This window comes from Chryseobacterium sp. VD8, assembly GCF_037149975.1.
GTDB lineage: Bacteria > Bacteroidota > Bacteroidia > Flavobacteriales > Weeksellaceae > Chryseobacterium > Chryseobacterium indicum.
Genome location: NZ_JBBCQL010000061.1, coordinates 1 through 20,655, shown reverse-complemented (window position 1 = coordinate 20,655; position 20,655 = coordinate 1). Strand labels below are relative to the sequence as shown.

Below are 20,655 nucleotides of genomic sequence, written 5' to 3'. Positions count from 1 at the left end.
AAACTGTACTTTTCCGTCTTTATTGACGACTCCGAAAAGCTGCGCCCCAACTTTTCCAACGTAGCTGGGACACATCTTTTTTGAAGAGTTAAAACTAGCCTCCATAAGCTTTTATCTGATTATGGATGTCTGTAACCTGCTTGGTAATATCAATTCCCGGCTTGAAAATAATGATTCCCCAGGGAAACCAGTCTTTCACTTTTAAGGGTTTAGTCAGTTCTCTGAAATTTCTGTGTGCGCCGAAAGCCTGAGTGTTGTCTACTTTGGACAGTTCGGAAAGCACTACATTCTGAATTCCCTTGTCGATGTTTTTTAATTGTTCGTCGGTAAGGTCTACGCCTTCAAGAGAAACGAAAAATTGTTTTTTGGTTGCCATAATTGTCGTTTTTATTGGTTTTGTTTACCAAATTTCGATTTATAAAAATGAAATCCAGTCCGTAAAAACAACATTTTCACATGGGAAAAACACGGAATTTAAATACTGATTATCAATAAATTAAATCAATTTTCAAAATTTATAAGATTCTGTAAATCGGATATTGTCTGAATGTTTTTTCTTCGAAGTAAGGAGAATTTCTGTAGATCCAGTCGAGCTGGGCAGTTCCGTCGTCCGCAAACTTTTTATCGGCTGCTTTTTTAGCTTCGAATTTCTGTTTTAAATCTTTATCTTTTTTCAGTAATTCTGCGGCGGTATCCTCGAAAATGTAAGCTGAATAGTATTCTTTCTGGGCTAAAATCCCGTCGAAGAAATTCCAGTTGAAAAAGGAATCCAATGCTTCCGGTTCAAGGGTTTCAATAATATATTTTACGCCTTCCTGATCGGTCGGAACGATATAATCTCCTGCTGAAAAAGCCATTTTTTTATCCGCTTTATCTACCGTTGTTTCGAAATGCAGATAATGTCCTTCATATGGATTTTTAACGGTTTTAAAATCATTGATTCTGTAAGATTCCACCGCAATGGTACTGTCTTTCTGAAAGGGCTTCATCTGAATTTTATTTCTTTTAAATTCCTCAATAACACGATATTGCGACTGTGGAATGACATAATATTTCGGAATGATGATATAACCTGTAGGAACTGCGGTTGTAAACAGCCTGATGTTTTTCGTGAAGGGTTTACTTCTGTCGTAATAGAGTCTCGGTTTTCCGGAAATTTCACTGGGTTTGTATTTTCCCTCAAAACCTTTAAAATCCATGGTGGTATATTTTGTAGAATCTATTTTCCACCGGATTCCGTACTGTTTTCCGGCTTGGTACTGCTTTAAATTTTCAATTCTGAGTTGTTTTATTTTCTGATAATCCTGATCTAAATTCTGAAGGTTCACCAACATATATTTGTACGTTGCATCCACTCTTTTGTCGTAAGGCTTCAGCATATGTGTTTCGGGAACGGTTCCAAGAGAATTGAACAGCGAAGTATATCCTGTAGAATATCTCGGAGAATCTTCAAAAGAAGCAAAGCCAACTTCCGGAATATCGCCATGAATATTAACGTAAGGTGTACTTTCGTAACCCAGTTTCTTTAGGTCTTCTAAATTTTTCGCCTGATAGCTGTTGTAAAAATATTCGCCCAAAACATTTCCCAGACGTTCTTTAAAGGTAGAAATGTAAGTAAATGTATATTGATAATCTGCTCCGTTACTTACGTGATTATCAATGAAAACATCCGGTTTTAACCACTGATAAATTTCCTGAAAACTTCTGGCGTTTTTGGTATCTGCTTTAATAAAATCTCTGTTCAGGTCATAATTTCCGGCATTTCCTCTGAAGCCATACTGTTCCGGACCATTCTGGTTGGCTCTGGAAAACGATCCGCGATTGAGCATTCCGCTTACGTTATACACTGAAATGGCAGCAATAATGAAATTCTGCGGTGTTTTGATTTTCCGGGTTGCCAGATTTTTCATCAGCATCATGGTCGCATCGATTCCGTCGGGTTCGCCGGGATGAATTCCGTTATTGATGAACAAAACGGCTTTGGTTTTTCTTAATTTATCAAGGTCTTTTTCGGGAAAAGGGTTGTAAATGACCACATAAATTGCTTTTCCGTTGTCGTCTTCTCCTTTTTTAAGATACTGAATGGTGTTGAAATTTTTAGCTAAATTCTGATAATAGCTGTTCATTTCATCATAAGTAACCGTCTGATTTCCATTTCCTTTTTCAAAAGGGGTCTGAAATTGAGTCTGGGCAAAAAGAAATGAAGAAGTAAGCAGCAGGAAAAGATATTTCAGTTTCATTGAGTGGTATTTTGGGCTTTAAAATTACTTAAAGTTTGTGAAACCTATTATTTTTAACGCGGAGACTGCAAAGATTTTATTAAAAAATTTGAAAATATTCTTCGTTCGCAAAGGCTTATGACTTCGTCGAATCTTTGATTTCACTCAGCTAAGGAATTCTCTATCTTGAAGTCTCATTTAGAATTTCAATCGCAGGTTTACGTTCTAAATGACTTTTGCTCCCGCTGATTTTGCTGATGACGCTGATTTTAAGTATCAAAAAAAATATCTTCCCAATTTAGAGAAGATATTAGCGGTTTTTATGTTTTACAGTATAATTATTTCTGCCTTTTTCATCGGGATATAATGACGGAAGGGGATCACTCTGCCAGAATTCTTTGGAATCGACATCCATGATTGTTAATGCTCCGGTGAATGCGGCTCCGGTATCTATATTCCAGACATTGGCTTTGTTGATGGGTTCTTTACTTCCCAAATGCAGTGTGGGTGTATGACCGATGAAAATTTCATGGTATAAAAGCAGCCTTTTCGGATAAAATTCTGAGTCTTTTGCCAAGGTTTTATCCATTGCAACGGCTGTTTCCCACAATGTTCTGTCCCAACGGTAATTGCTGGAATAGACTTCCTTTTCGGGACCGTGCATGGACGAATATCCTGCGTGAATAAACAGTCGGTTTTTATCGTCGACATAATAGTTTTTCATTCGCTGGAAAAACTCAAGATGAACTTCAAGTTCTTCCAAAGAGAAATCTGAATAGCTTTCTACTGTACTTTTTCCGCCATTGAAAAGCCATACATCTTCACTTTTGCCGAAAGCAAGCCAGTCTTCCGTCCATGCATCATGATTTCCTTTGATAAAAATACATTCCTGCTTTTCGGCAAGTTCAATTAAAAACTGAATGATCTGCGAAGATTCACTCCAGCCATCAACATAATCTCCGAGAAAAATCAGGGTGTCGTTTTCTGTAACAGTGGCTCTGTCCAAAACCTGCGTCAATGCTTTGAATCCTCCGTGAATGTCGCCTATTGCTAATGTTCTTTTCATTTAAATCTGTTGTGATAATTCGGGCAGGATTCCACAATTTCCATCGCTTTCGATAAAGTACACTTTAGATGTTCAATAATAAAATGTATCGTTATTACGGTTCCCACTCCTTTTCCAAATAATTCATTAACCTTTTCTTTTAGATCCTCTTTCTCAGGAGAAAAGTCTTTTACGGCTTCATCAAATTCCTGTGTTGTCATTTCGAAATATATTCTGCAGCCACAAAATCAGTCAGCCAGACTTTGTTTTCGGAAAGATAGAATACGATTCCGTCTTCGTGCATTTTTCCGGTTTCAATGGTTAAAATAACCGGTTTTCCGTGACGCATTCCGACTTTGGTTGCGGTTTCTTTATCCTGACTTAGATGAACGTGCTGTCTGTTTCTCTTTTCAATTCCTTTTTCAAAAATGGATGCAAGATTGGTTTCTGCGGTTCCGTGATAGAGAAATTCCGGTGGCTGTTGTGGTTTCAGCGCCAGATCAATATCAATCGAATGTCCCTGATTTGCGCGGATTCTGGTTTTATCCTCGTTTAAAATAAAGCGTTTTTTATCGTTGGTTTCCACGACCTCATCCAATTCTTCCAGAGTGAAAGCGCGATTTTGTTTTGCACATTTTTCCTGCAGTTCTTCCACATCTGCCCATCCGTTTTCGTCTAAATTCAACCCGATAACTTCGGGTTTGTGTCTAAGCACCAAGCTTAGGTATTTGCTTATTCTTTTTTTATGTTGTTCGTTCATTTTGTTTGTTTTTGTAAAAGTTCTCTGACTTCCTCTTTGGTTTAGTTCAACTTTTGAGATAAGTCTTCTATTAATTCATCCGAAAAAGCAATGGGAATATCACTGTTGCCAAATATTTCCATATGTTCTTTGAATGATGATATCGCTTCATCAATTGGTATTTGATCTTTTATTTCTAAATCATATTTTTCTTCATCAATTTTTAAAAATTTAGTGATAAATATTTTTACAGCATCAAAAAGTGTAGATAAGTCTATTGCTTCATCAGGATGCCATAATTCTATATAACTAGGCTTTATTCCAAATTGATTTTTAGGAGCTTCATAAGGCACTTCGTAAAAGTCTTCATCAGATTTTTGGTCATAACAATACCAAAAATGGCATTCATCGTCTGTAAGATATTCTTCAGTTAATTTTTTGAATACTCTGTCTTCTTCATCTTTAATATTAATACAATTTAGGGAGTGTCTCAAATATGCCTTCGTATTTAAGCAGAAATATCCTATTTTATTGTTGTCTTGATCAAAAATATTTACATCTTCCCAACCTGTTTTGTATGAAAGTCCATAAATTCCCCACCAAATATCATAAGAATTTGTTTCTATATAAATTTTCATTTCAGTTTCTCATTTAATTTCTCACACAATTTTCCAATATCCTCTTTCCTCGCCAAAACATCAACCCACTCTTTCGGAATACTTTCAAAACCATAATACAGTCCGGCAATTCCGCCTGTGATGGCTCCGGTTGTGTCGGTATCTTCTCCCAGATTGACGGCTTTTAAAACGGCTTCAGTATAATTTTCAGAGTTCAAAAAGCACCATAATGAAGCTTCTAAACTGTGAAGAACGTAGCCTGATGAACTTATTTCCTCTTCCTGTAAAGTATGCAATGGAGCAACATCATAATCGCCAACCTTCAATTCTAAAATCCGGTGAAATTTATTCATTTCGTCCTGTGAACAAACCGGATTGTTATCCAAAAATTCTCTGACATTCCTCTGCATATTTGTGTATGCTTCCCATTTTTCTTTTTTGTTCAGGATTTCCAATGCCAGTTCAAGATAAATGAAACACGCCAAAACAGAACGGATGTGTCCATGGGTAATGCCGGAAACATCTTTCACCGTATCAAAACGTTTTGCAATGGAAAAGTCTTTGATATAAAACAGCAATGGCAAAATTCTCATTAAGGAACCGTTTCCGTTATCAAACTCCGTTGTTCCACCGCATAAAGTTGAAGGAGTTCCTTTTCCGATTCTATGGATTGCTTGTGAAGTAGCAATTCCGATATCGAAAACAGTTCCGTGAGGTGTCCAGATTTCTTCATTATACCATTGTAAAAATTTCAGCGCAATATTCTCGAGATCATACTTATTACTGAGACTTTCCGCAAGACATAAAGCAAGAGAACTGTCATCGCTCCACGTTCCCGCAGGTTGACGATGCGTTCCGAAAGCTCTCATGGTTGTCACCGGAGAACGTTTCAGTTGTTCTCTGCTTCTGAATTCCACCGGAACGCCTAATGCATCACCCACACAAACTCCGAAAATTGCTGATTTTACAAGGTTATTCATTTCAGTTTCTCATTTAATTTTTCACACAATTTCTCAATATCCTCCTTTCTCGCCAAAACTTCAAACCACTCTTTCGGAATACTCTCAAAGCCGTAATATATTCCGGCAATTCCGCCTGTAATGGCTCCGGTTGTGTCGGTGTCTTCTCCCAGATTGACGGCTTTTAAAACGGCTTCAGTATAATTTTCAGAGTTCAGGAAACACCATAATGAAGCTTCTAAACTGTGAAGAACGTAGCCTCCTGAACTGATGGAATCTTCATGATATTCTGAAATATCATTCTTTAAAACTCTGTCAAAAAGCTGTATTTCTTTCGGATTAAAACCCTGAATTTCTGCAAATTGCAACACCGTTTTCTGAGTATACTGATACGCTTCTTTTTTATCTTTCCCTTTGATTAATTCAATGGCAAAAATTACATAAACAAAGCAGGCAAACACCGAGCGAAAATGTCCGTGTGTGATTGCAGAGACTTCTTTTACCGTCTGATAGAGCTTTTCAATATTTTCTTCGTCCTTAAGGTAGAACGCCAACGGAAGTGTTCTCATTAAGGAACCGTTTCCGTTATCTTCTTCAAAAATATTTCCCGAAAATTTTGCGCTTTCTCCTTTTATTAATCTTGCGATAGAATGCCTTGTTGTTCCGCCAATATCGAACAATCTTCCGTGAGCCGTCCAATGTCCGTATTTTACCCACTTCACAAAGCTTTGTCCTATTTTTTCCAGATCATAGCCTTTTGTAAGTTCTTCGGCAATACAAAGCGTTAACGAACTGTCGTCGCTCCAAGTTCCTTTCGGCTGGTTCCACGATCCGAATTCACACATATTTTCAACAGGAAACGCTTTTAAAGTTTCTCTGGTTTTAAATTCCACCGGAACGCCTAAAGCATCACCCACACAAACTCCGAAAATTCCGGCTTTTATTGTGTTATCCATTATGCAAGATTTACCAGTTTGTCAAAAAGCAGTTTCATTCCCTGCGTTGCGGTTTCTTTCATGACAACGGCTCTCTGTCCGTACCCAAAACCTGTTTCGTTGGGATTGATCACGATTAAAAGACAGTCATCCTTGATATCATGAATTAATCCCGCTGCAGGATACACCTGTAAAGAAGTTCCGATTACCAAAAATATATCGGCTTCTTTTGCCATTTTCGTAGCTTCTCTCATCAACGGAACGTCTTCTCCGAACCAAACAATAAATGGTCTTAACTGCGCTCCGTCTTCTGCTTTATCGCCGATGTTGATGTCATTTTTCTGCTCGTAAATCAGGTTTTTATCGCTGCAAGAACAGGATTTGAATAATTCGCCGTGTAAATGTAAAATATTGGTTGAACCTGCTCTTTCATGCAGATCATCGATATTCTGGGTAATGATCTGAACTTCAAAATGTTTTTCCAGTTCTGCCAGTAATCGATGTGCATCATTCGGTTCGACTTCGTGAAGCTGTCTTCGTCTTTGGTTGTAAAACTCAAGAACCAAAGCTCTGTCTTTTCGCCATCCTTCCGGACTTGCCACATCTGTGATGCTATGATTTTCCCAAAGACCGTCTCCGTCTCTGAAGGTTTTTATTCCGCTTTCGGCACTGATTCCGGCGCCGGTTAATATGGTTAGTTTTTTCATTTGCTTGTTATTTTATCTTTTAAAATCTCAATTCCCAATATGATCCCCAAAATAATAGAGATTGGTATTGAAATTATATACAAAGGAATATTCTTAATATGCTGCTTTATGGTAATTCCGTATTTATCATCTGTTTTTTTGTTAATGAAAGCAACAAAATTATCTTCCTTTGACTTTGTTATTTTTTTCTCAAAAGTATTCCAATGCTCATTTATACAAACTTCTTCAAAAATATAAAGATTAGGGACTTCTCTATTTTCAGATAAATTAAAAAAATAATATGTTTCAAAATTTGAATCAAAATATTTTACATATTCAACTTCTTTCTTGATAAATAAAACATCTTCTTTCTGTAATACATTAAGTTTATCAAGCTCTAATCGTAATTTGTGTTGATTCTTTCTTAATTCATCAGCATTTGTTTCAACTTGAAAAACATTTGAGTTTCTTCCTGCGTTTTGAAGATAATAAATGTACTCTTTTGGAAATTTCAGATTTAATTCTTTTTGAAGAAAATTGATTTCTTCAGCCGTCAATCCTGTATTTTGATTCTTAGGACCATCTACAAATCTGAAATTATATTTTTCCATTACTTTAAATTTTTTTTGTAGATATCCTCATTTTCATCATCAAAACATACGAAAATAACTTTTTCAATAATCTCCGATGTAAAGTTTTTCACCTCATCTATGGCAATTTTTGCCGCCAATTCTTTTGGGAACCGATAAATTCCTGTGCTGATGTTGGGAAAAGCAATGGTTTTCACCTTTAGACTTTCTGCTAATTTCAATGAATTATGATAACAATTTGCCAATAATTTTGATCCTTTTTCTTCATCTCCGTTCCAGACCGGACCAACCGTATGAATGACGTATTTCGCAGGGAGATTTCCGCCAGTTGTAACGACCGCTTCTCCTGTTTTGCATTTGCCCTGTCGGTTTCTGATTTCTATACACTCATCAAGAATTTGTTTTCCTCCTGCTCTATGAATGGCTCCGTCTACTCCGCCACCGCCCAATAAGGAAGAGTTGGCTGCATTCACAATGGCTTCCGTGTTTATTTTGGTGATATCGCCTTTTATTAATTTAATTTCCATAAAATCTGCTTTTTTTCCAATCCTCAACATTCTTTATCCAATCAGGAATTGATGCTTCATTGCAGCTTAAAATACTTATTCCTCCAACCATTGCACAAGTTGTGTCTCTGTCGCCTAAAGCTGAAACGGTATTCCAAAGACATTCTTCAATATTGTTTCGGTATCTCGAAAGCATCCAGAGTACAATCGGCACAGTGTCCTGAGCGGTCATTTTTATTCCGTTTCCTAATGTTTTGACCAATAACTCAATACTTGGATTTCCGTCTAAATATAAGACTTTGTTCAGTTTACTTTTCATATCAGAATCCTTCAATTCAGACTGAATTTTTTGAATAAATTCCTGCTGATTCAACTGTATCAATCCTATTTTTTCCTGAATGACAAAAGCCGCAGCTAATGCAATGGCTTTTGTGCCTTCCATCGCTTCTTTGTTGGCATGGGTAACTTCACAGGACAGTTCTGCATTTGTTTTAAGCTGATCCAGATCATCATAAAAATAAGCTCCGATTACAGAAGCTCTCATCGCTCCTCCGTTTCCCATAGAACCCTGTCCTCCAAATTTTGAATAGGAAACTTCTTTCCAGTTTTCACCATCCTTTACTGCTCTGAAATATTGATGCATTGAAGGTCCGTAACCTCGATTAATATCAAGATAATAATTTTGGGTAAACTCTTCCGCCAGAAAATCCTGATTGATTTGTCCGAATTTTTCCAATGATCTGAAAACAGCAATTGCCATAATGGTATCATCCGTAAAATCCAGAGTGCTTTCAGGAATGATTCTTTGATGTTCTGATTATACTTTCTTCACCAAAGAAACTTTCCCCAAAAGCATCACCAATGGAAATCCCCGTAAGTGATTTTGAAGCGAGTAAGAGTTTATCTTTCATTATTTTAACCTTAATTTCTTATTTAAATCCTCATCATCAAACAGCAACGGTTTTTCTTCAGGAAGAACTAAATGATCTAAATCTTCATTCAAAACAAACTGATGCTGTTCTTTAACAAAATCTGAAATATCTTCAATGAAAAGGAGGTCTTCTTTAGCAAAGGATTTGATGAAATCATTTCTCAAACCAATCTGTATGGCTCTTCTTTCCAGTTTGTTTCCAAAAGGATCGTGATCCGGATCCCATTGCAGTCTCACAGAAGATTCTTTCACCTGATTCTGCCATTCTTCCCTTGAAATTTCTAATTTTTCATTGTATGAAGAATAGACTGCATTTTTCAGATAATTTTTAAAAGCATCCATCTTCAAATGAATGGCGAGAACAGACTCTTGTCCTTCTTTTGTTCCCCAACCGTTTCGGAACATCATCCAAAGGAAGTTCGGTTTTATCCATGTCATTCTTTCTAAACTGAATGCGTCTCCAAAATATTGATTTTTAACGGCAAAATTGCCTATTTCTTTCCGATACGATTGGTAGACAATAATTTTATCTTCATCATACTGAGCCATGATGTGATAGCCTTTTTCCGGCCAATCCTGTAGCTGTTCTTTATATTTTTTTAAATTGATTTTCATGATATTTCTTCAAACGGCTTTATCATTTCCTCCTTTTTCGAGAGAATGGCAAAGACCACTCTTTTAAATTTATTTTTATACTTCCCAAGAAGATGCTTTTTGAATAATTCGGCAATTTCTTTCGGATCATTTTTAAAAACTCCGCATCCCCAAGCTCCTAAAATTAAGGTTTCATTTCCTTTGTTTAATGCTAAAGCGAGCATTTTATCGGTTCTTACATCCATTGCTCCGAAGATTTCATCCGCTCTTTCTGGTTCCTGACGTTTTACAACGCCCGCGTTCACTGCGGGAGAAGTGATAAAATTGCACAAAACAGGCTGATCCAGCAATTCTCCTTTGTCTTTCCTGAAAACGGGAACTTTCGGGCTGTAAATCATCATATCTGTATAAAAGCACGATTCCATGGCGCGGTGGGTTTCGTAATATTCCCAACCCTGAAGCAGACTTTCGTGAAGTCCTGAAGTTCTCGCCAGACTTTCTTCCTGAGCTTCGGCTCCGTTGATGAACCCACCACCGGGATTTTTTGCTGATGCGAAATTCAGACACATCAGTTTTTCCTGATTTTCTTCTGCAGCTAACTGTAAAATGGCTTTCAGGGAACTGCATCTCCAGACTTCAAACTGAGTCTCAAATTGGGTTTCCGGAAGTTCGTTTTTTGTCATTTCCGACAGTTCTTCCGAGGAATACAAAACGGTTTCTTCAATACAGTTCTGCATTTCATTTTCTATGCTGATTTTTTCGTTGTTTTCGTTGATATAATATTTTTTAGCTAAGATTTCCAGTGTATCTTTCGCCATTCCTTTATTTGTCATTGTTAGTTTTTTAATGTTTGCCAATAGATTTTCCAGCTCTTCATTTGCTGCTTTTTTGAAGTCTTTTCCCATGAAAACTTTTGTCACTTCAATATTGCCGACAATTGCCTGATTAAATTCTTCGAGTTCTTCGGAAGGAATCCAGAGTTCGTTGTGATTTCTTGCTCCCACGTTTTGTGAGGGATATTTGCTGACTACTTCCTCAGAAACTTCAAACTTTGTAACAAAACCGAGATAATTTCCGGCTTCGTCTCGTGTGTTCCATTTTTCTGCGATTTCGGAAGCGTATTCTTCATTCAGAACGGGGTAGAAGATGGGTTGCCAGTTTAATCTTGGAGGGAATTTTCTGTAATTGCTTTCGATGATTAAGAGCATTTCTTTTTCTCCGACGGGTCTGTATAAAGTTGTTGTTTTCATGTTGTGCTTTTTTATATTCTTAACTTATCCTTTTTTAACGCAAAGTCCGCAGAGTTTTTTATTACTACTAACTTTTTTTAAGTTCGCAAAGGCGTTCTACTTAGCTAAAATCACAAAGATTTTTCTACATAAGATTTCAAATTTCTGATAATACCTGATTTGTTGCGTTATCTTTATCTTTCAAATATTTCATTGTTTTCATGGTTGCTTTTAATTTAAAACCAAAACTGCTTGATCGTCAGAAAGCCTGATTTCTGCTGTTGCTCCGCTGTTGAACTGTAGAAAATCCTGCTCAATTCCGTCACTAAATATAAAACCGTTATTCGGCATTAGTGATTCGATGATTAATTTGTTTCCTTTTTTCAGTTTTCCGCTGCAGATATCGGTCTGCGTTCGGATGCTTTTGAAAGGTTCTCTTACTGCAAAATACAAATCTTCTTCATTCAGCTGCGGATATTTTAAAGCTGTTTCGCCTAAAATTCCGAATGCCATATTAAAAATGGAACTCAGCCAGCCTGTACTTCCTGTTTTTGTGGAAATAATGATTCCGCTGGAAGAGTGTGTTTCTTGTTTTCCGTTCAGCATGATTTTATATCGTGCGGAAGAATGTGAGGAAATTCCTACAAATAAATCATTCACTGCCAGTAATTTTTGTCCGTCATTCAGCACGGCTTCAGCAAACTTCATTTTTTTTGAACTAAAATTTCTGTTCATCACAGCTTGCACTCCTTTTAAAAAGTTTTTTGCGGTAAAGGGAAGTAAAACGCCGTCATATCTTTCGGGATCGGGATTTACCGCAATGATCGGAATGTGTTTGGAATATTTGGCAACATTGGCTACCAAACCGTCCTGTCCTACCACTACAATCAGGTTGTTTTCGGAGAAAATATAGGAGGGAACAAACTCTCTTTCAATCACTTTATTTTTGATGATTTTGGAAAGCTGTGTCTGCACTTCCAGAAATGACTGACCGAATTTTTCGTGTTCATCAACATATTCCTGAAAATTTCCTCCGGAACTTTCAATATAAAACTTCGCCTGAGCCTGCGTGTTGAATCTTTCGACTAAGGACTCAAGACGGGTTTTATTTTTGATGATGATGGCGTATTCTACTTTCATTTTTTTAATTATTCAGAAGTTTTTATTTTAACACAAAGTCTGCAAAGTTTTTATTTTACTACTAACTATTTTTAAGTTCGTAAAAGCGCTCTGCTCAGCAAAGACGATAACCTATTTTATCTTTTTGAGACCGTTAACAGCTTCCAACTTCGCCCTTCCCTCTTCCTGCCTCTTACTTTTTCAAAATACTATCCAACAAATCAGGACTTATGTTCAGGTTTCCGATTTTTCCGGCATTTTCTGCCAATTCTCTAAATGCTAAAGCGATGTTATTTCTCGCATCCTGTCTTCCGTTCAAAGCAGTGAGGACTTTCCAGTCGATTTCTTTGTATGGCTTTAAGGAGGTTTCCAGAATATAACCTTGTGTTTCTGCTTCTTTTCTGTCGTTTTCAGTTTTTTGCTCGATCAGTTTTTTTCTCTGGTTTTCTACAGAAATATCGGCGGCAATTTTCATTTCACGAAGGATTCTGTTGTTTTCTTCCTGCTGAACTTCGGTTTCCATTCTTTTTTCTTCAATCTGCTTTTGCTTTTCTTCCACAGCAATTTCCGTATTCAGTTCAGATTCTTTGATTTTTCTTTCCTGTTCCACCGCAAAATTTCTTCTTTCATAAATTGCTTCATCGGCTTGCTGCTGCAGTTTTTCTCTGGTTTCCGTTTCCAGGGCTCTTGCCATTTCAGGAGTGGTCTGAACGGCTAAAATATTGGCTCCCAGAATTTCAATTCCCATGCTTTTTATAGATTCGGAATCGATTAATCCTTTCAGAATATGATCTTCAATCTGTTTGGCAGAACGAATTGCTTCTTTTAAACTAAGATTGTGTACAAAAGATGAAGTCGCTGTCTGTGCGAGATTAATGATTCTCTGGTTCAGCTTTTCAATGTCATTCTTTTTATAAACTCCTTCTCCGTCCACGGTAAAATCCAGTGTGTTGGAAAGTGCTTTCGGATCGGTCACTTTATAGCTGATCTGTCCCTGAATTTTCACGGTCTGATAATCGTTTGTGTTCTCATTAAAGATAAACGGCAGATCGTTGCTTCCCAAAGGAATCGCCACAATAGACGAATTGGGAGCGAAATAAAAGAACGATAAGCCTCTTCCTTCTTTGGCGATCTTTCCATTTTTAAAATGAAGAACGTACGTCATAGAATCAAATTTGATGTGTGTAAATCCAAACATAGCTTTATGATTTTTAGTGAAACAATTTGTTAATTTTCGTGTATTTTTTACGCAAATTATGGGTAAAATTTTTTACACTTTTATTTTATTTAAAGCAAAACACTTTTCGATGTTTTTCAATGTTCCGCTTTTTCTTTTTTCATCGGTATTGAAATCAACCGCCAGAAAATGAGTGCATAGATCAATTCCAAAGGTATCTCTTTCATAATTTGAAGTAAAACCGCCTATCACTTTCCATTTTTCAGCCTTTGTTTTAAAAGAATTGGCAAAATATCTCGGTCTTTTTCCAACATGAAGAATGGTTACGTTCTCTGTTTTATCTTTTAAAAATTCCATCATTAATGTATCGGTTCCCGAAAAATCTCCAATGATAAATTCACACTCATCAAGGCTGAATTTCTTTAACGGTTCGATATAAAACTGCTGAAACTTTTCCCAGGATACATTTCCGTTTCCTGAAACATAGATCTTTTTCATTTTTAAGTCTTTAAATACATTACATCTGTTCTTAAAACATACTTTTTTCCACTGATCAGTGTTTTCCCTTCGTGTCTCAAAGGATGATAAAAAACCAATGCAAAACCCTTCTTCGGAGCTACAGTGAACAGATTTTCAAACTCTGTTTCTCCGCCTTCAAAATCGTCATTCAGATAAATTAAAAAAGTGTAAAAGCTTCTTTCATTCTCATTTCTGATGTAGCTTCCGTCGTGGTGCATTTTAAACTGCTGTCCCGGAGAATATTTATAAATCCTGAACATCTCATTAAAACCTGAAACTTTATCATTTTCATGAATCTGAGGAAGAAATTCAACCGCTCGTTGAAAAAGATTTTCGGCTAAGTTTTCATCGAAAATCATCAATCTGTCGTTGTTCCGGATTCCTTTGCTCATCACCTGTCGACCTCTCATATTGATTTTCGCTTCCTCAAAGACTTTATCCTTCGTCATTTCAATATAATGATCGCATTCTTGGTCGGAAAGGAAATTTTCTATTAAAAATATCTGAGGATGGAGTTCTGCTTTTTTCATGATTTCTAATTGGTTTACGGTTATTGTGTTTTTACCCTCTTAATTCGTCTCTTACTTCCATTAAAGCAAATCCTAATAAATTTTCACCATTCCATTTTGAAGGATCTTTTGCTTTTGCATTGGTTTCCAGCATTCCGATTCCCCAGATTTTGTCGTACGGACTTGCCTCTACTAAAATTCTATCGTCTGTTGAAAGCAGGAATTTTTTAAACTTTTCGTTTTGTGAAAACTTTAATAGATTTCCCTGTTTTACAATATCATATTTATGCTCGTCCCAAACTTGAGGATCAAAATTTCTGACTTTTCTGCCTAAACTTTTTGCCTGATTCGGAGTTTCTGATTTTAAAATTTGCTCTAAAATTTCATGATCATTAAATAATCTCGCTTTTCCTGCCATCATATAATGTTCTGCCGTTTTGTAAATGTTTCCGTTTTCTTCAAACTCAAAAGGAAACCACTGGCTGAAGCAGGCTTTTGTAATTTCATCTTTCACGGTATGTCCCCAAAAGAAAAGGAATTCCGGATTTTCTTTTTGATGAAATCTTTCGATGGTATTATTTAATGTATATTTCATGATTGCGTTATTTTTACACAAATTTAAAGGATTCTGATTTTATCTTCCAAATTTATTTGTGTTATTTTTACGCTAAATATTTTAATTGATTGATTTTCAGCGTTAAAATTTATTCTATTGAAACACGAATGACACAAATATTTATTGGCTTTATGTTTAGGCTAAAGCCAATTGAAATTTCTGAATTGAAAAATTATTTTATTTAAACACAAGGGGCGCAAATGTTTTTCACAAAGGGCACAAGTATTTATTGGTTTTTATGTTTAGGCTAAAGCCAATTGAGATTTTTTAATTGAAAGAACGGACTAAAGTCCGTTTCTATTGATGTTGAAATTGGAATCGTATTGACTTGGTAAGCTGATTTTTTTTAAACACAAATGGCGCAAATGTTTTTTACAAATGACACTACTTCATTCCGCTTCGCTTCTGAATGACAGCGAACGCAAAAAAATCATTCGTGAAAATTCGTGTAAATATTTGTGCTTTTTGTGTTTAAGAAAAACTATTTGATTTCGAAATAAAATCCCTGCTCTTCGAGTTCCCTGTATTTTTCCTGATTAAAAGTGAAGAGTTTTCCGGGTCTTCCGCTGCCTTCTTTTTTAAGATTATTGGTTTCATTAAGCAATCCGTAGCTCATGATCTTTTTGCGGAAATTACGGCGGTCTATTTCTTTTCCGATGATGGTTTTGTAAAGGTTTTCAAGATCAGAAAAGGCAAATTCATCGTTTAAAAGATTAAAACCGATCGGCTGATACTGGAGTTTTGTACGAAGTCTTTTTAAGGCAATATCAATAATAGATTGATGATCAAAAGCCAGTTTCGGGAGCTGATTGACACTGAACCATTGTGCATCTTCCGCATCAGAATCGGCAAACAACTCATGATAGGATGGATTGACAAGCCCTAAATAAGCGATGGAAACTACGCGGTTTCGGGGATCGCGACCGACGTTTCCAAAAGTGTAAAGCTGCTCCAAAAAATCGGGCTTTATTCCCGCTTCTTCGTGGAGTTCGCGTTTTACGGCATCATCAAGATTTTCATCATCCAAAACCAGACCTCCTGGAAGCGCCCAACCTCCTTTGAAGGGCTCGATATTTCTTTTAATGAGAAGGATCTGCAGATCTTTTTTATCAAAATACCCGAAAATTACTGCATCTACAGCCACTTTTATATCCTGTAATTTTTTTGGAGACTCCATTGTTTTAATTTGCGTTATGAATACACAAATTTACGAATTCACATTTTAAAAACAAAAATCCGCAGAAATAATCTGCGGATTTACTTTTATCTTTTGCCTTTTTACTTGGCTCTTTCACTAATCATTCAGCTTCAAAACAGCCATAAACGCCGATTGCGGTACTTCTACCCTACCAATCTGCTTCATTTTCTTTTTACCTTCTTTCTGCTTTTCCAAAAGTTTACGCTTTCTGGAAATATCTCCTCCGTAACATTTTGCGGTAACGTCTTTTCTTAACGCTTTAATGGTTTCTCTTGCAATAACTTTCGTTCCTAACGCTGCCTGAACTGCAATATCAAACTGCTGTCTCGGAATCAGCTCACGAAGTTTTTCACACATTTTCTTACCGATGTGATAAGCGTTCGAATCGTGAATAAGGGATGAAAGTGCATCTACCATATCTCCGTTGATCAGGATATCCATTTTTACAAGCTTGGAAGCTCTGAAACCAATCGGATGATAATCGAATGAAGCATACCCTTTAGAAATGGATTTCAGCCTGTCGTAGAAGTCGAAAACCACCTCTGCCAAAGGCATATTGAAGATTAATTCTACTCTGTCTGAAGTCAGGTAACTCTGGTTAACGATTTCCCCTCTTTTTTCGATACAAAGTGTCATTACAGAACCTACAAAATCAGATTTTGTAATGATAGAAGCTTTAATATAAGGTTCTTCTACTCTGTCCATCGTGGTAGGATCCATCATTTCCGATGGGTTATTAATCATAATCGGAACTTCAGGTTCTTTTTTGGTGTATCCGAAGTAAGATACGTTGGGAACCGTTGTAATTACGTTCATGTTGAACTCTCTGTCCAGTCTTTCCTGAACGATTTCCATGTGAAGCATTCCTAAGAATCCGCAACGGAAACCAAAACCAAGTGCTGCAGAGCTTTCAGGTTCGAAAACCAGAGAGGCATCATTCAGTCTTAATTTTTCAAGAGAGAATCTCAGTTCTTCAAAATCTTCAGAGTCAATCGGGTAAATTCCGGCAAAAACCATTGGCTTTACTTCCTCAAAACCTTCAATCGGTCCTGCTGCAGGTTTTTCAAAAGAGGTGATTGTATCCCCTACTTTTACTTCTCTAGCATCTTTAATTCCGGAAACCAGATATCCTACATCTCCACATTCTACCGATTTCTTAGGAACCTGTTTCAATTTCAGTGTTCCCACCTCATCAGCTCCGTATTCTTTTCCGGTTGCGAAGAATTTAATTTTTTCGTTCTTAGAAATACTTCCGTTTACCACTTTAAAGTAAGCCTCAATTCCTCTGAACGGGTTATAAACCGAATCAAAGATCAAAGCCTGAAGCGGCGCATCCGGATCTCCTACCGGAGCCGGAATTCTTTCTACAATCTGCTCAAGCAAATGATGAACTCCTTCTCCTGTTTTACCGGAAACTCTTAAAACATCTTCATAGTCGCAACCGATCAGGTTCATGATTTCATCGGTTACTTCTTCAGGATTTGCGGAAGGAAGATCAATTTTATTCAGAATAGGTATGATGGTTAAATCGTTTTCCAGTGCCAAATATAAATTACTAATCGTCTGTGCCTGAATACTCTGTGCCGCATCTACAATTAGAAGCGCTCCTTCGCAGGCAGCAATGGAACGGGAAACTTCGTAAGAAAAATCTACGTGTCCCGGTGTATCAATAAGGTTTAAAATATATTTTTCTCCTTTATATTCATAATCCATCTGGATCGCGTGGGATTTAATGGTAATTCCACGTTCTTTCTCCAAATCCATATCATCCAGTGTCTGAGACTGCAATTCTCTCTGAGTCACCGTATTGGTATATTCCAAAAGACGATCCGCCAAAGTACTTTTACCGTGGTCGATGTGGGCGATTATGCAAAAATTTCGTATGTTTTTCATTTAAGAATCTTGTAATTTGCAAAGATAACAAAATGCAGGATAATTCCTTAGTCTTAATTTTGAAGAACAAAAATTTAATTCTGTCCTTTTTTTAATTTCCAAAATTTACGAAATGCGGGATGTCTGTTGTAAAGCCGTTCATTGGCAAAAGGTTGTTCCGGTTGCTGTTGAAATCGAACAATGAATTATTGTCAAAAGGAACTTTTGGGTAATAGGTGAAGGAAATCTGAATCCGGTTGAATACCAGAAAAGGATTATTAATGAGAACGCCGATTCCTATTTTTGTATTAACGTTTGTTTTTAACAGTTTTTCATCCGGTCCCGCCAACCAGCCTGCTGCAGCTGTTAAGTAAGGACTGAAATGAAAGTTTTTCCATGTTTTGTTTACGAAAAGCTGAAGCTGATATCGCAGAACGAGTTTTTTTGTCCCGATATAATCTGCACTGTACACCGGAAACTCATCACTGGAAGAAAGATTGATGCGGTCTCTGTAGGAATAGTTTTGCTGTGGGTTTCCCAAAGCTAGTGTGGGAGAAAAAAAGTGTCTCGCACTGGCAAACTTCCAATCCATAAGATTGGTAAAATAGGTGGCATCCAATCGGAAAGATTCGCGGTTTTGTCTTTCCTCATTGAAAAATTTCCCGAACTGTGCTTTCACACTGAAATATCCTATACTGGTAAAATCTCCGTGTGCTACAGAAATTCCGGCATACGGAATGATTCTGTTGTTTCTGGACAAACCTCCCGCTGTAAGGCTCGCCGAAGTTCCGTACGCAATATCTTCCGGAAGATCGTACTGAAAGATATTTTTCTGAACAGAAAATTTTCGCTGTATAAATCCTACAGACGCCAGAAAACTGCTGTAAGAGGTAAAATAATCGTACTTGTCTATTGCCGGATTATCCTTGTACTGATAATTCTGGAATCTTCCGATTAAAGCAATATTGCTGGAAACTTTTTCTGAAGATCTTGAGGCTATGGGAATCTGATAACCTCCCCACAAATTCTGACTGTACACTTTGATCTGAGCTTCGGGAAAAACTGTTTCTGATTCTATAGGCAGCAAAACACGGCGCATGAAGTATTCAAAATTAAATCCTCCCGCCCATTGGGTTAATGGGGAGAAAAAATCGCGCGTTGCACTGAGACTTATTCTCTCATTTTTAGCAAAATCCCGCTCTCCCAGAATCTGCGCATTGATGTAGGAACCCCATAAATTGTATGCAGTATAGCTTCCCAATAAGTAATTCTGCTTTTCTTTGGAATCGTTACGGTACAGAAAACTTAAATCATGCCCCAATCCGAGAAAATTTTCTTCGGTAACGCCTAATCCGATTTTACTTCCGGAATAGCTTGCTCTGGGTTTCAGACTCCATGAATCCAGCACTTTCACGATAACATCTATGGAATCTCTGGTGGAAGTACTGTCGGAAATACTGATGTTCACTCTGTTGATAAAAGGCATTGTTCTCAGCAGACGTTCAGACTCGTAGATTTTCTGGGCATTGTATTCTTCTCCTTTTTGAAAAAGTAAATAATTGTTAACCGTAGAAATTCTAGTATTGGAATGAAGATGATTGGTAAACCAGTCGTACCATCTGGATTTTTCTTTTTTATCCCGAGAGCCATATCCGAAAGGATCTATGGTTTCTATTGTAATATTTCTGATGTATTTTCCGTCATATGTTTCCTGCGCTACTTTTTCGGTGGTTGTTTTTACGGAAACGGAATCTGCTTCTCTACGAAATATAAAACGGTGAAGGAATTTTGTAAATTTTCTCTTATCTGAAAATTTTTCAATTTTGTAATAGATCGAATCCTTTTTTTCCTGTGCCTGGAAAAAGAAGAAACAATTAAAAATAAGAGCTAAAATTACGATAGACTTGTTCATTTACCTTCTGAAGTTGCAGTATTTTTTAGTATCAATTTATAAGCCAATAAAATTAAAATTTAATTTCGTTTCTACTTTCATAAACATTAGGACAAATCCGGACTGTTTTCAAAATAATTTTACTTTTTGATGTAAAAACTACAAATACGGAACATTCTCTTTGCTGATGAATACCACTTCTTATTCCTTTCATTTATAAAAAGAGAAAAGAGACACGTTGTCTCTTTTTTATAAGCAATCTATTTATTTTTATCAAAGTTTGCAGGTAAAATATATTCTCCTGTTAGCATGTCTATTCCAACTCTGTAATATTTTGCATTCTGCTTTCTGATTCTTGAAATAGCCAGATCTATAACTGAGACAGCCAAAGCTGTTATTAAGCCTCCTCCTGCTCCTGCTACATAGTAATTGGTTTGTTCTGGAAATAATTCTTCCGCAGCGGCAGTGATAAAATATCCTTCTTCATCCTTTTCGATTTCTATAAGGCATGTTGGTGTCTTTTTATAAGCGATCCCGTTATCTATTACAGCAAAATAATCTTTGAAATTATCATACCCGTCAATTCTTTTAACCCCCTTTATTTTACCTTCATTATTTTTTCTGACAATAAGTTCCAAATCTTTTTTCTGATCTACAAATGATCTGAAGTCCATATAAACTCCGTTCGTAAGAGAATCTGCTTT

The 20,655-nt window shown here is 36.7% G+C and carries 23 protein-coding genes; all 23 read right to left on the bottom strand.

Going from position 1 to position 20,655, the window contains the following annotated elements:
* Positions 1 to 94: 94 nt before the first annotated feature.
* Entirely contained in the window at positions 95 to 376 is a 282-nt protein-coding gene (locus WFK35_RS09190; protein WP_123891980.1) for a hypothetical protein, read from the bottom strand.
* Between the two features lie 139 nt (positions 377 to 515).
* The gene (locus tag WFK35_RS09185) at positions 516 to 2,240 is read right to left on the bottom strand and encodes a hypothetical protein (RefSeq protein WP_336732418.1); all 1,725 of its coding nucleotides are present in this window, start codon (positions 2,238 to 2,240) and stop codon (positions 516 to 518) included.
* A gap of 289 nt (positions 2,241 to 2,529) precedes the next feature.
* A complete protein-coding gene (locus tag WFK35_RS09180) occupies positions 2,530 to 3,285 on the bottom strand; it encodes a metallophosphoesterase (protein ID WP_336732417.1) in 756 nt (251 codons plus the stop codon).
* On the bottom strand, positions 3,282 to 3,485 hold the full coding sequence (locus WFK35_RS09175) for a hypothetical protein (RefSeq protein WP_336732416.1): 204 nt from the start codon (positions 3,483 to 3,485) through the stop codon (positions 3,282 to 3,284). Before WFK35_RS09175 ends, WFK35_RS09180 begins: the two co-directional genes overlap by 4 nt.
* A complete protein-coding gene (locus tag WFK35_RS09170; RefSeq protein ID WP_336732415.1) occupies positions 3,482 to 4,024 on the bottom strand; it encodes an RNA 2'-phosphotransferase in 543 nt (180 codons plus the stop codon). The genes WFK35_RS09175 and WFK35_RS09170 overlap by 4 nt, the downstream gene beginning before the upstream one ends.
* A 41-nt stretch (positions 4,025 to 4,065) precedes the next feature.
* The gene (locus WFK35_RS09165) at positions 4,066 to 4,641 is read right to left on the bottom strand and encodes a hypothetical protein (RefSeq protein WP_336732414.1); all 576 of its coding nucleotides are present in this window, start codon (positions 4,639 to 4,641) and stop codon (positions 4,066 to 4,068) included.
* Positions 4,638 to 5,600: an ADP-ribosylglycohydrolase family protein gene (locus WFK35_RS09160; RefSeq protein ID WP_336732412.1), complete on the bottom strand. Its 963-nt coding sequence runs from the start codon at positions 5,598 to 5,600 to the stop codon at positions 4,638 to 4,640. Before WFK35_RS09160 ends, WFK35_RS09165 begins: the two co-directional genes overlap by 4 nt.
* Positions 5,597 to 6,535, bottom strand: a complete 939-nt coding sequence (locus WFK35_RS09155; RefSeq protein ID WP_336732411.1) for an ADP-ribosylglycohydrolase family protein — start codon at positions 6,533 to 6,535, stop codon at positions 5,597 to 5,599. Before WFK35_RS09155 ends, WFK35_RS09160 begins: the two co-directional genes overlap by 4 nt.
* Positions 6,535 to 7,221, bottom strand: coding sequence for an SIR2 family NAD-dependent protein deacylase (locus tag WFK35_RS09150; RefSeq protein ID WP_336732410.1), 687 nt, complete (start codon positions 7,219 to 7,221; stop codon positions 6,535 to 6,537). The genes WFK35_RS09155 and WFK35_RS09150 overlap by 1 nt, the downstream gene beginning before the upstream one ends.
* Positions 7,218 to 7,811, bottom strand: coding sequence for a hypothetical protein (locus WFK35_RS09145; RefSeq protein ID WP_336732408.1), 594 nt, complete (start codon positions 7,809 to 7,811; stop codon positions 7,218 to 7,220). The genes WFK35_RS09150 and WFK35_RS09145 overlap by 4 nt, the downstream gene beginning before the upstream one ends.
* The gene (locus tag WFK35_RS09140; RefSeq protein ID WP_336732407.1) at positions 7,811 to 8,317 is read right to left on the bottom strand and encodes an O-acetyl-ADP-ribose deacetylase; all 507 of its coding nucleotides are present in this window, start codon (positions 8,315 to 8,317) and stop codon (positions 7,811 to 7,813) included. Before WFK35_RS09140 ends, WFK35_RS09145 begins: the two co-directional genes overlap by 1 nt.
* Complete coding sequence (locus tag WFK35_RS09135) at positions 8,307 to 9,080, bottom strand: ADP-ribosylglycohydrolase family protein (RefSeq protein ID WP_336732419.1); 774 nt, start codon at positions 9,078 to 9,080, stop codon at positions 8,307 to 8,309. The genes WFK35_RS09140 and WFK35_RS09135 overlap by 11 nt, the downstream gene beginning before the upstream one ends.
* A 126-nt stretch (positions 9,081 to 9,206) precedes the next feature.
* Positions 9,207 to 9,842, bottom strand: coding sequence for a DUF4291 domain-containing protein (locus tag WFK35_RS09130; protein WP_336732406.1), 636 nt, complete (start codon positions 9,840 to 9,842; stop codon positions 9,207 to 9,209).
* Positions 9,839 to 11,071 (bottom strand): TIGR02452 family protein, encoded by a 1,233-nt coding sequence (locus tag WFK35_RS09125; protein ID WP_336732405.1) that lies wholly within the window; start codon positions 11,069 to 11,071, stop codon positions 9,839 to 9,841. Before WFK35_RS09125 ends, WFK35_RS09130 begins: the two co-directional genes overlap by 4 nt.
* Before the next feature lie 210 nt (positions 11,072 to 11,281).
* On the bottom strand, positions 11,282 to 12,190 hold the full coding sequence (locus WFK35_RS09120) for a sugar kinase (RefSeq protein ID WP_336732404.1): 909 nt from the start codon (positions 12,188 to 12,190) through the stop codon (positions 11,282 to 11,284).
* Positions 12,191 to 12,362: 172 nt separating this feature from the next.
* Positions 12,363 to 13,367 carry an SPFH domain-containing protein gene (locus WFK35_RS09115; protein ID WP_336732403.1) on the bottom strand — a complete coding sequence of 335 codons (1,005 nt, stop codon included), beginning with the start codon at positions 13,365 to 13,367 and terminating at the stop codon, positions 12,363 to 12,365.
* Positions 13,368 to 13,439: 72 nt separating this feature from the next.
* On the bottom strand, positions 13,440 to 13,844 hold the full coding sequence (locus WFK35_RS09110) for a hypothetical protein (protein ID WP_336689715.1): 405 nt from the start codon (positions 13,842 to 13,844) through the stop codon (positions 13,440 to 13,442).
* A 2-nt stretch (positions 13,845 to 13,846) separates the two neighbouring features.
* A complete protein-coding gene (locus tag WFK35_RS09105) occupies positions 13,847 to 14,395 on the bottom strand; it encodes a prolyl hydroxylase family protein (RefSeq protein WP_336732402.1) in 549 nt (182 codons plus the stop codon).
* A 31-nt stretch (positions 14,396 to 14,426) separates the two neighbouring features.
* Positions 14,427 to 14,969, bottom strand: coding sequence for an NADAR family protein (locus WFK35_RS09100; RefSeq protein WP_336732401.1), 543 nt, complete (start codon positions 14,967 to 14,969; stop codon positions 14,427 to 14,429).
* A gap of 502 nt (positions 14,970 to 15,471) precedes the next feature.
* A complete protein-coding gene (locus WFK35_RS09095) occupies positions 15,472 to 16,167 on the bottom strand; it encodes an NUDIX hydrolase (RefSeq protein WP_336732400.1) in 696 nt (231 codons plus the stop codon).
* Positions 16,168 to 16,284: 117 nt separating this feature from the next.
* Positions 16,285 to 18,081 (bottom strand): translation elongation factor 4, encoded by a 1,797-nt coding sequence (gene lepA / locus WFK35_RS09090; RefSeq protein WP_087706645.1) that lies wholly within the window; start codon positions 18,079 to 18,081, stop codon positions 16,285 to 16,287.
* 91 nt (positions 18,082 to 18,172) lie between these two features.
* Positions 18,173 to 19,972, bottom strand: a complete 1,800-nt coding sequence (locus WFK35_RS09085; protein ID WP_336732399.1) for a hypothetical protein — start codon at positions 19,970 to 19,972, stop codon at positions 18,173 to 18,175.
* A 239-nt stretch (positions 19,973 to 20,211) separates the two neighbouring features.
* On the bottom strand, positions 20,212 to 20,655 hold a 444-nt coding region (locus tag WFK35_RS09080; RefSeq protein ID WP_336732398.1), incomplete at its 5' end, for a hypothetical protein.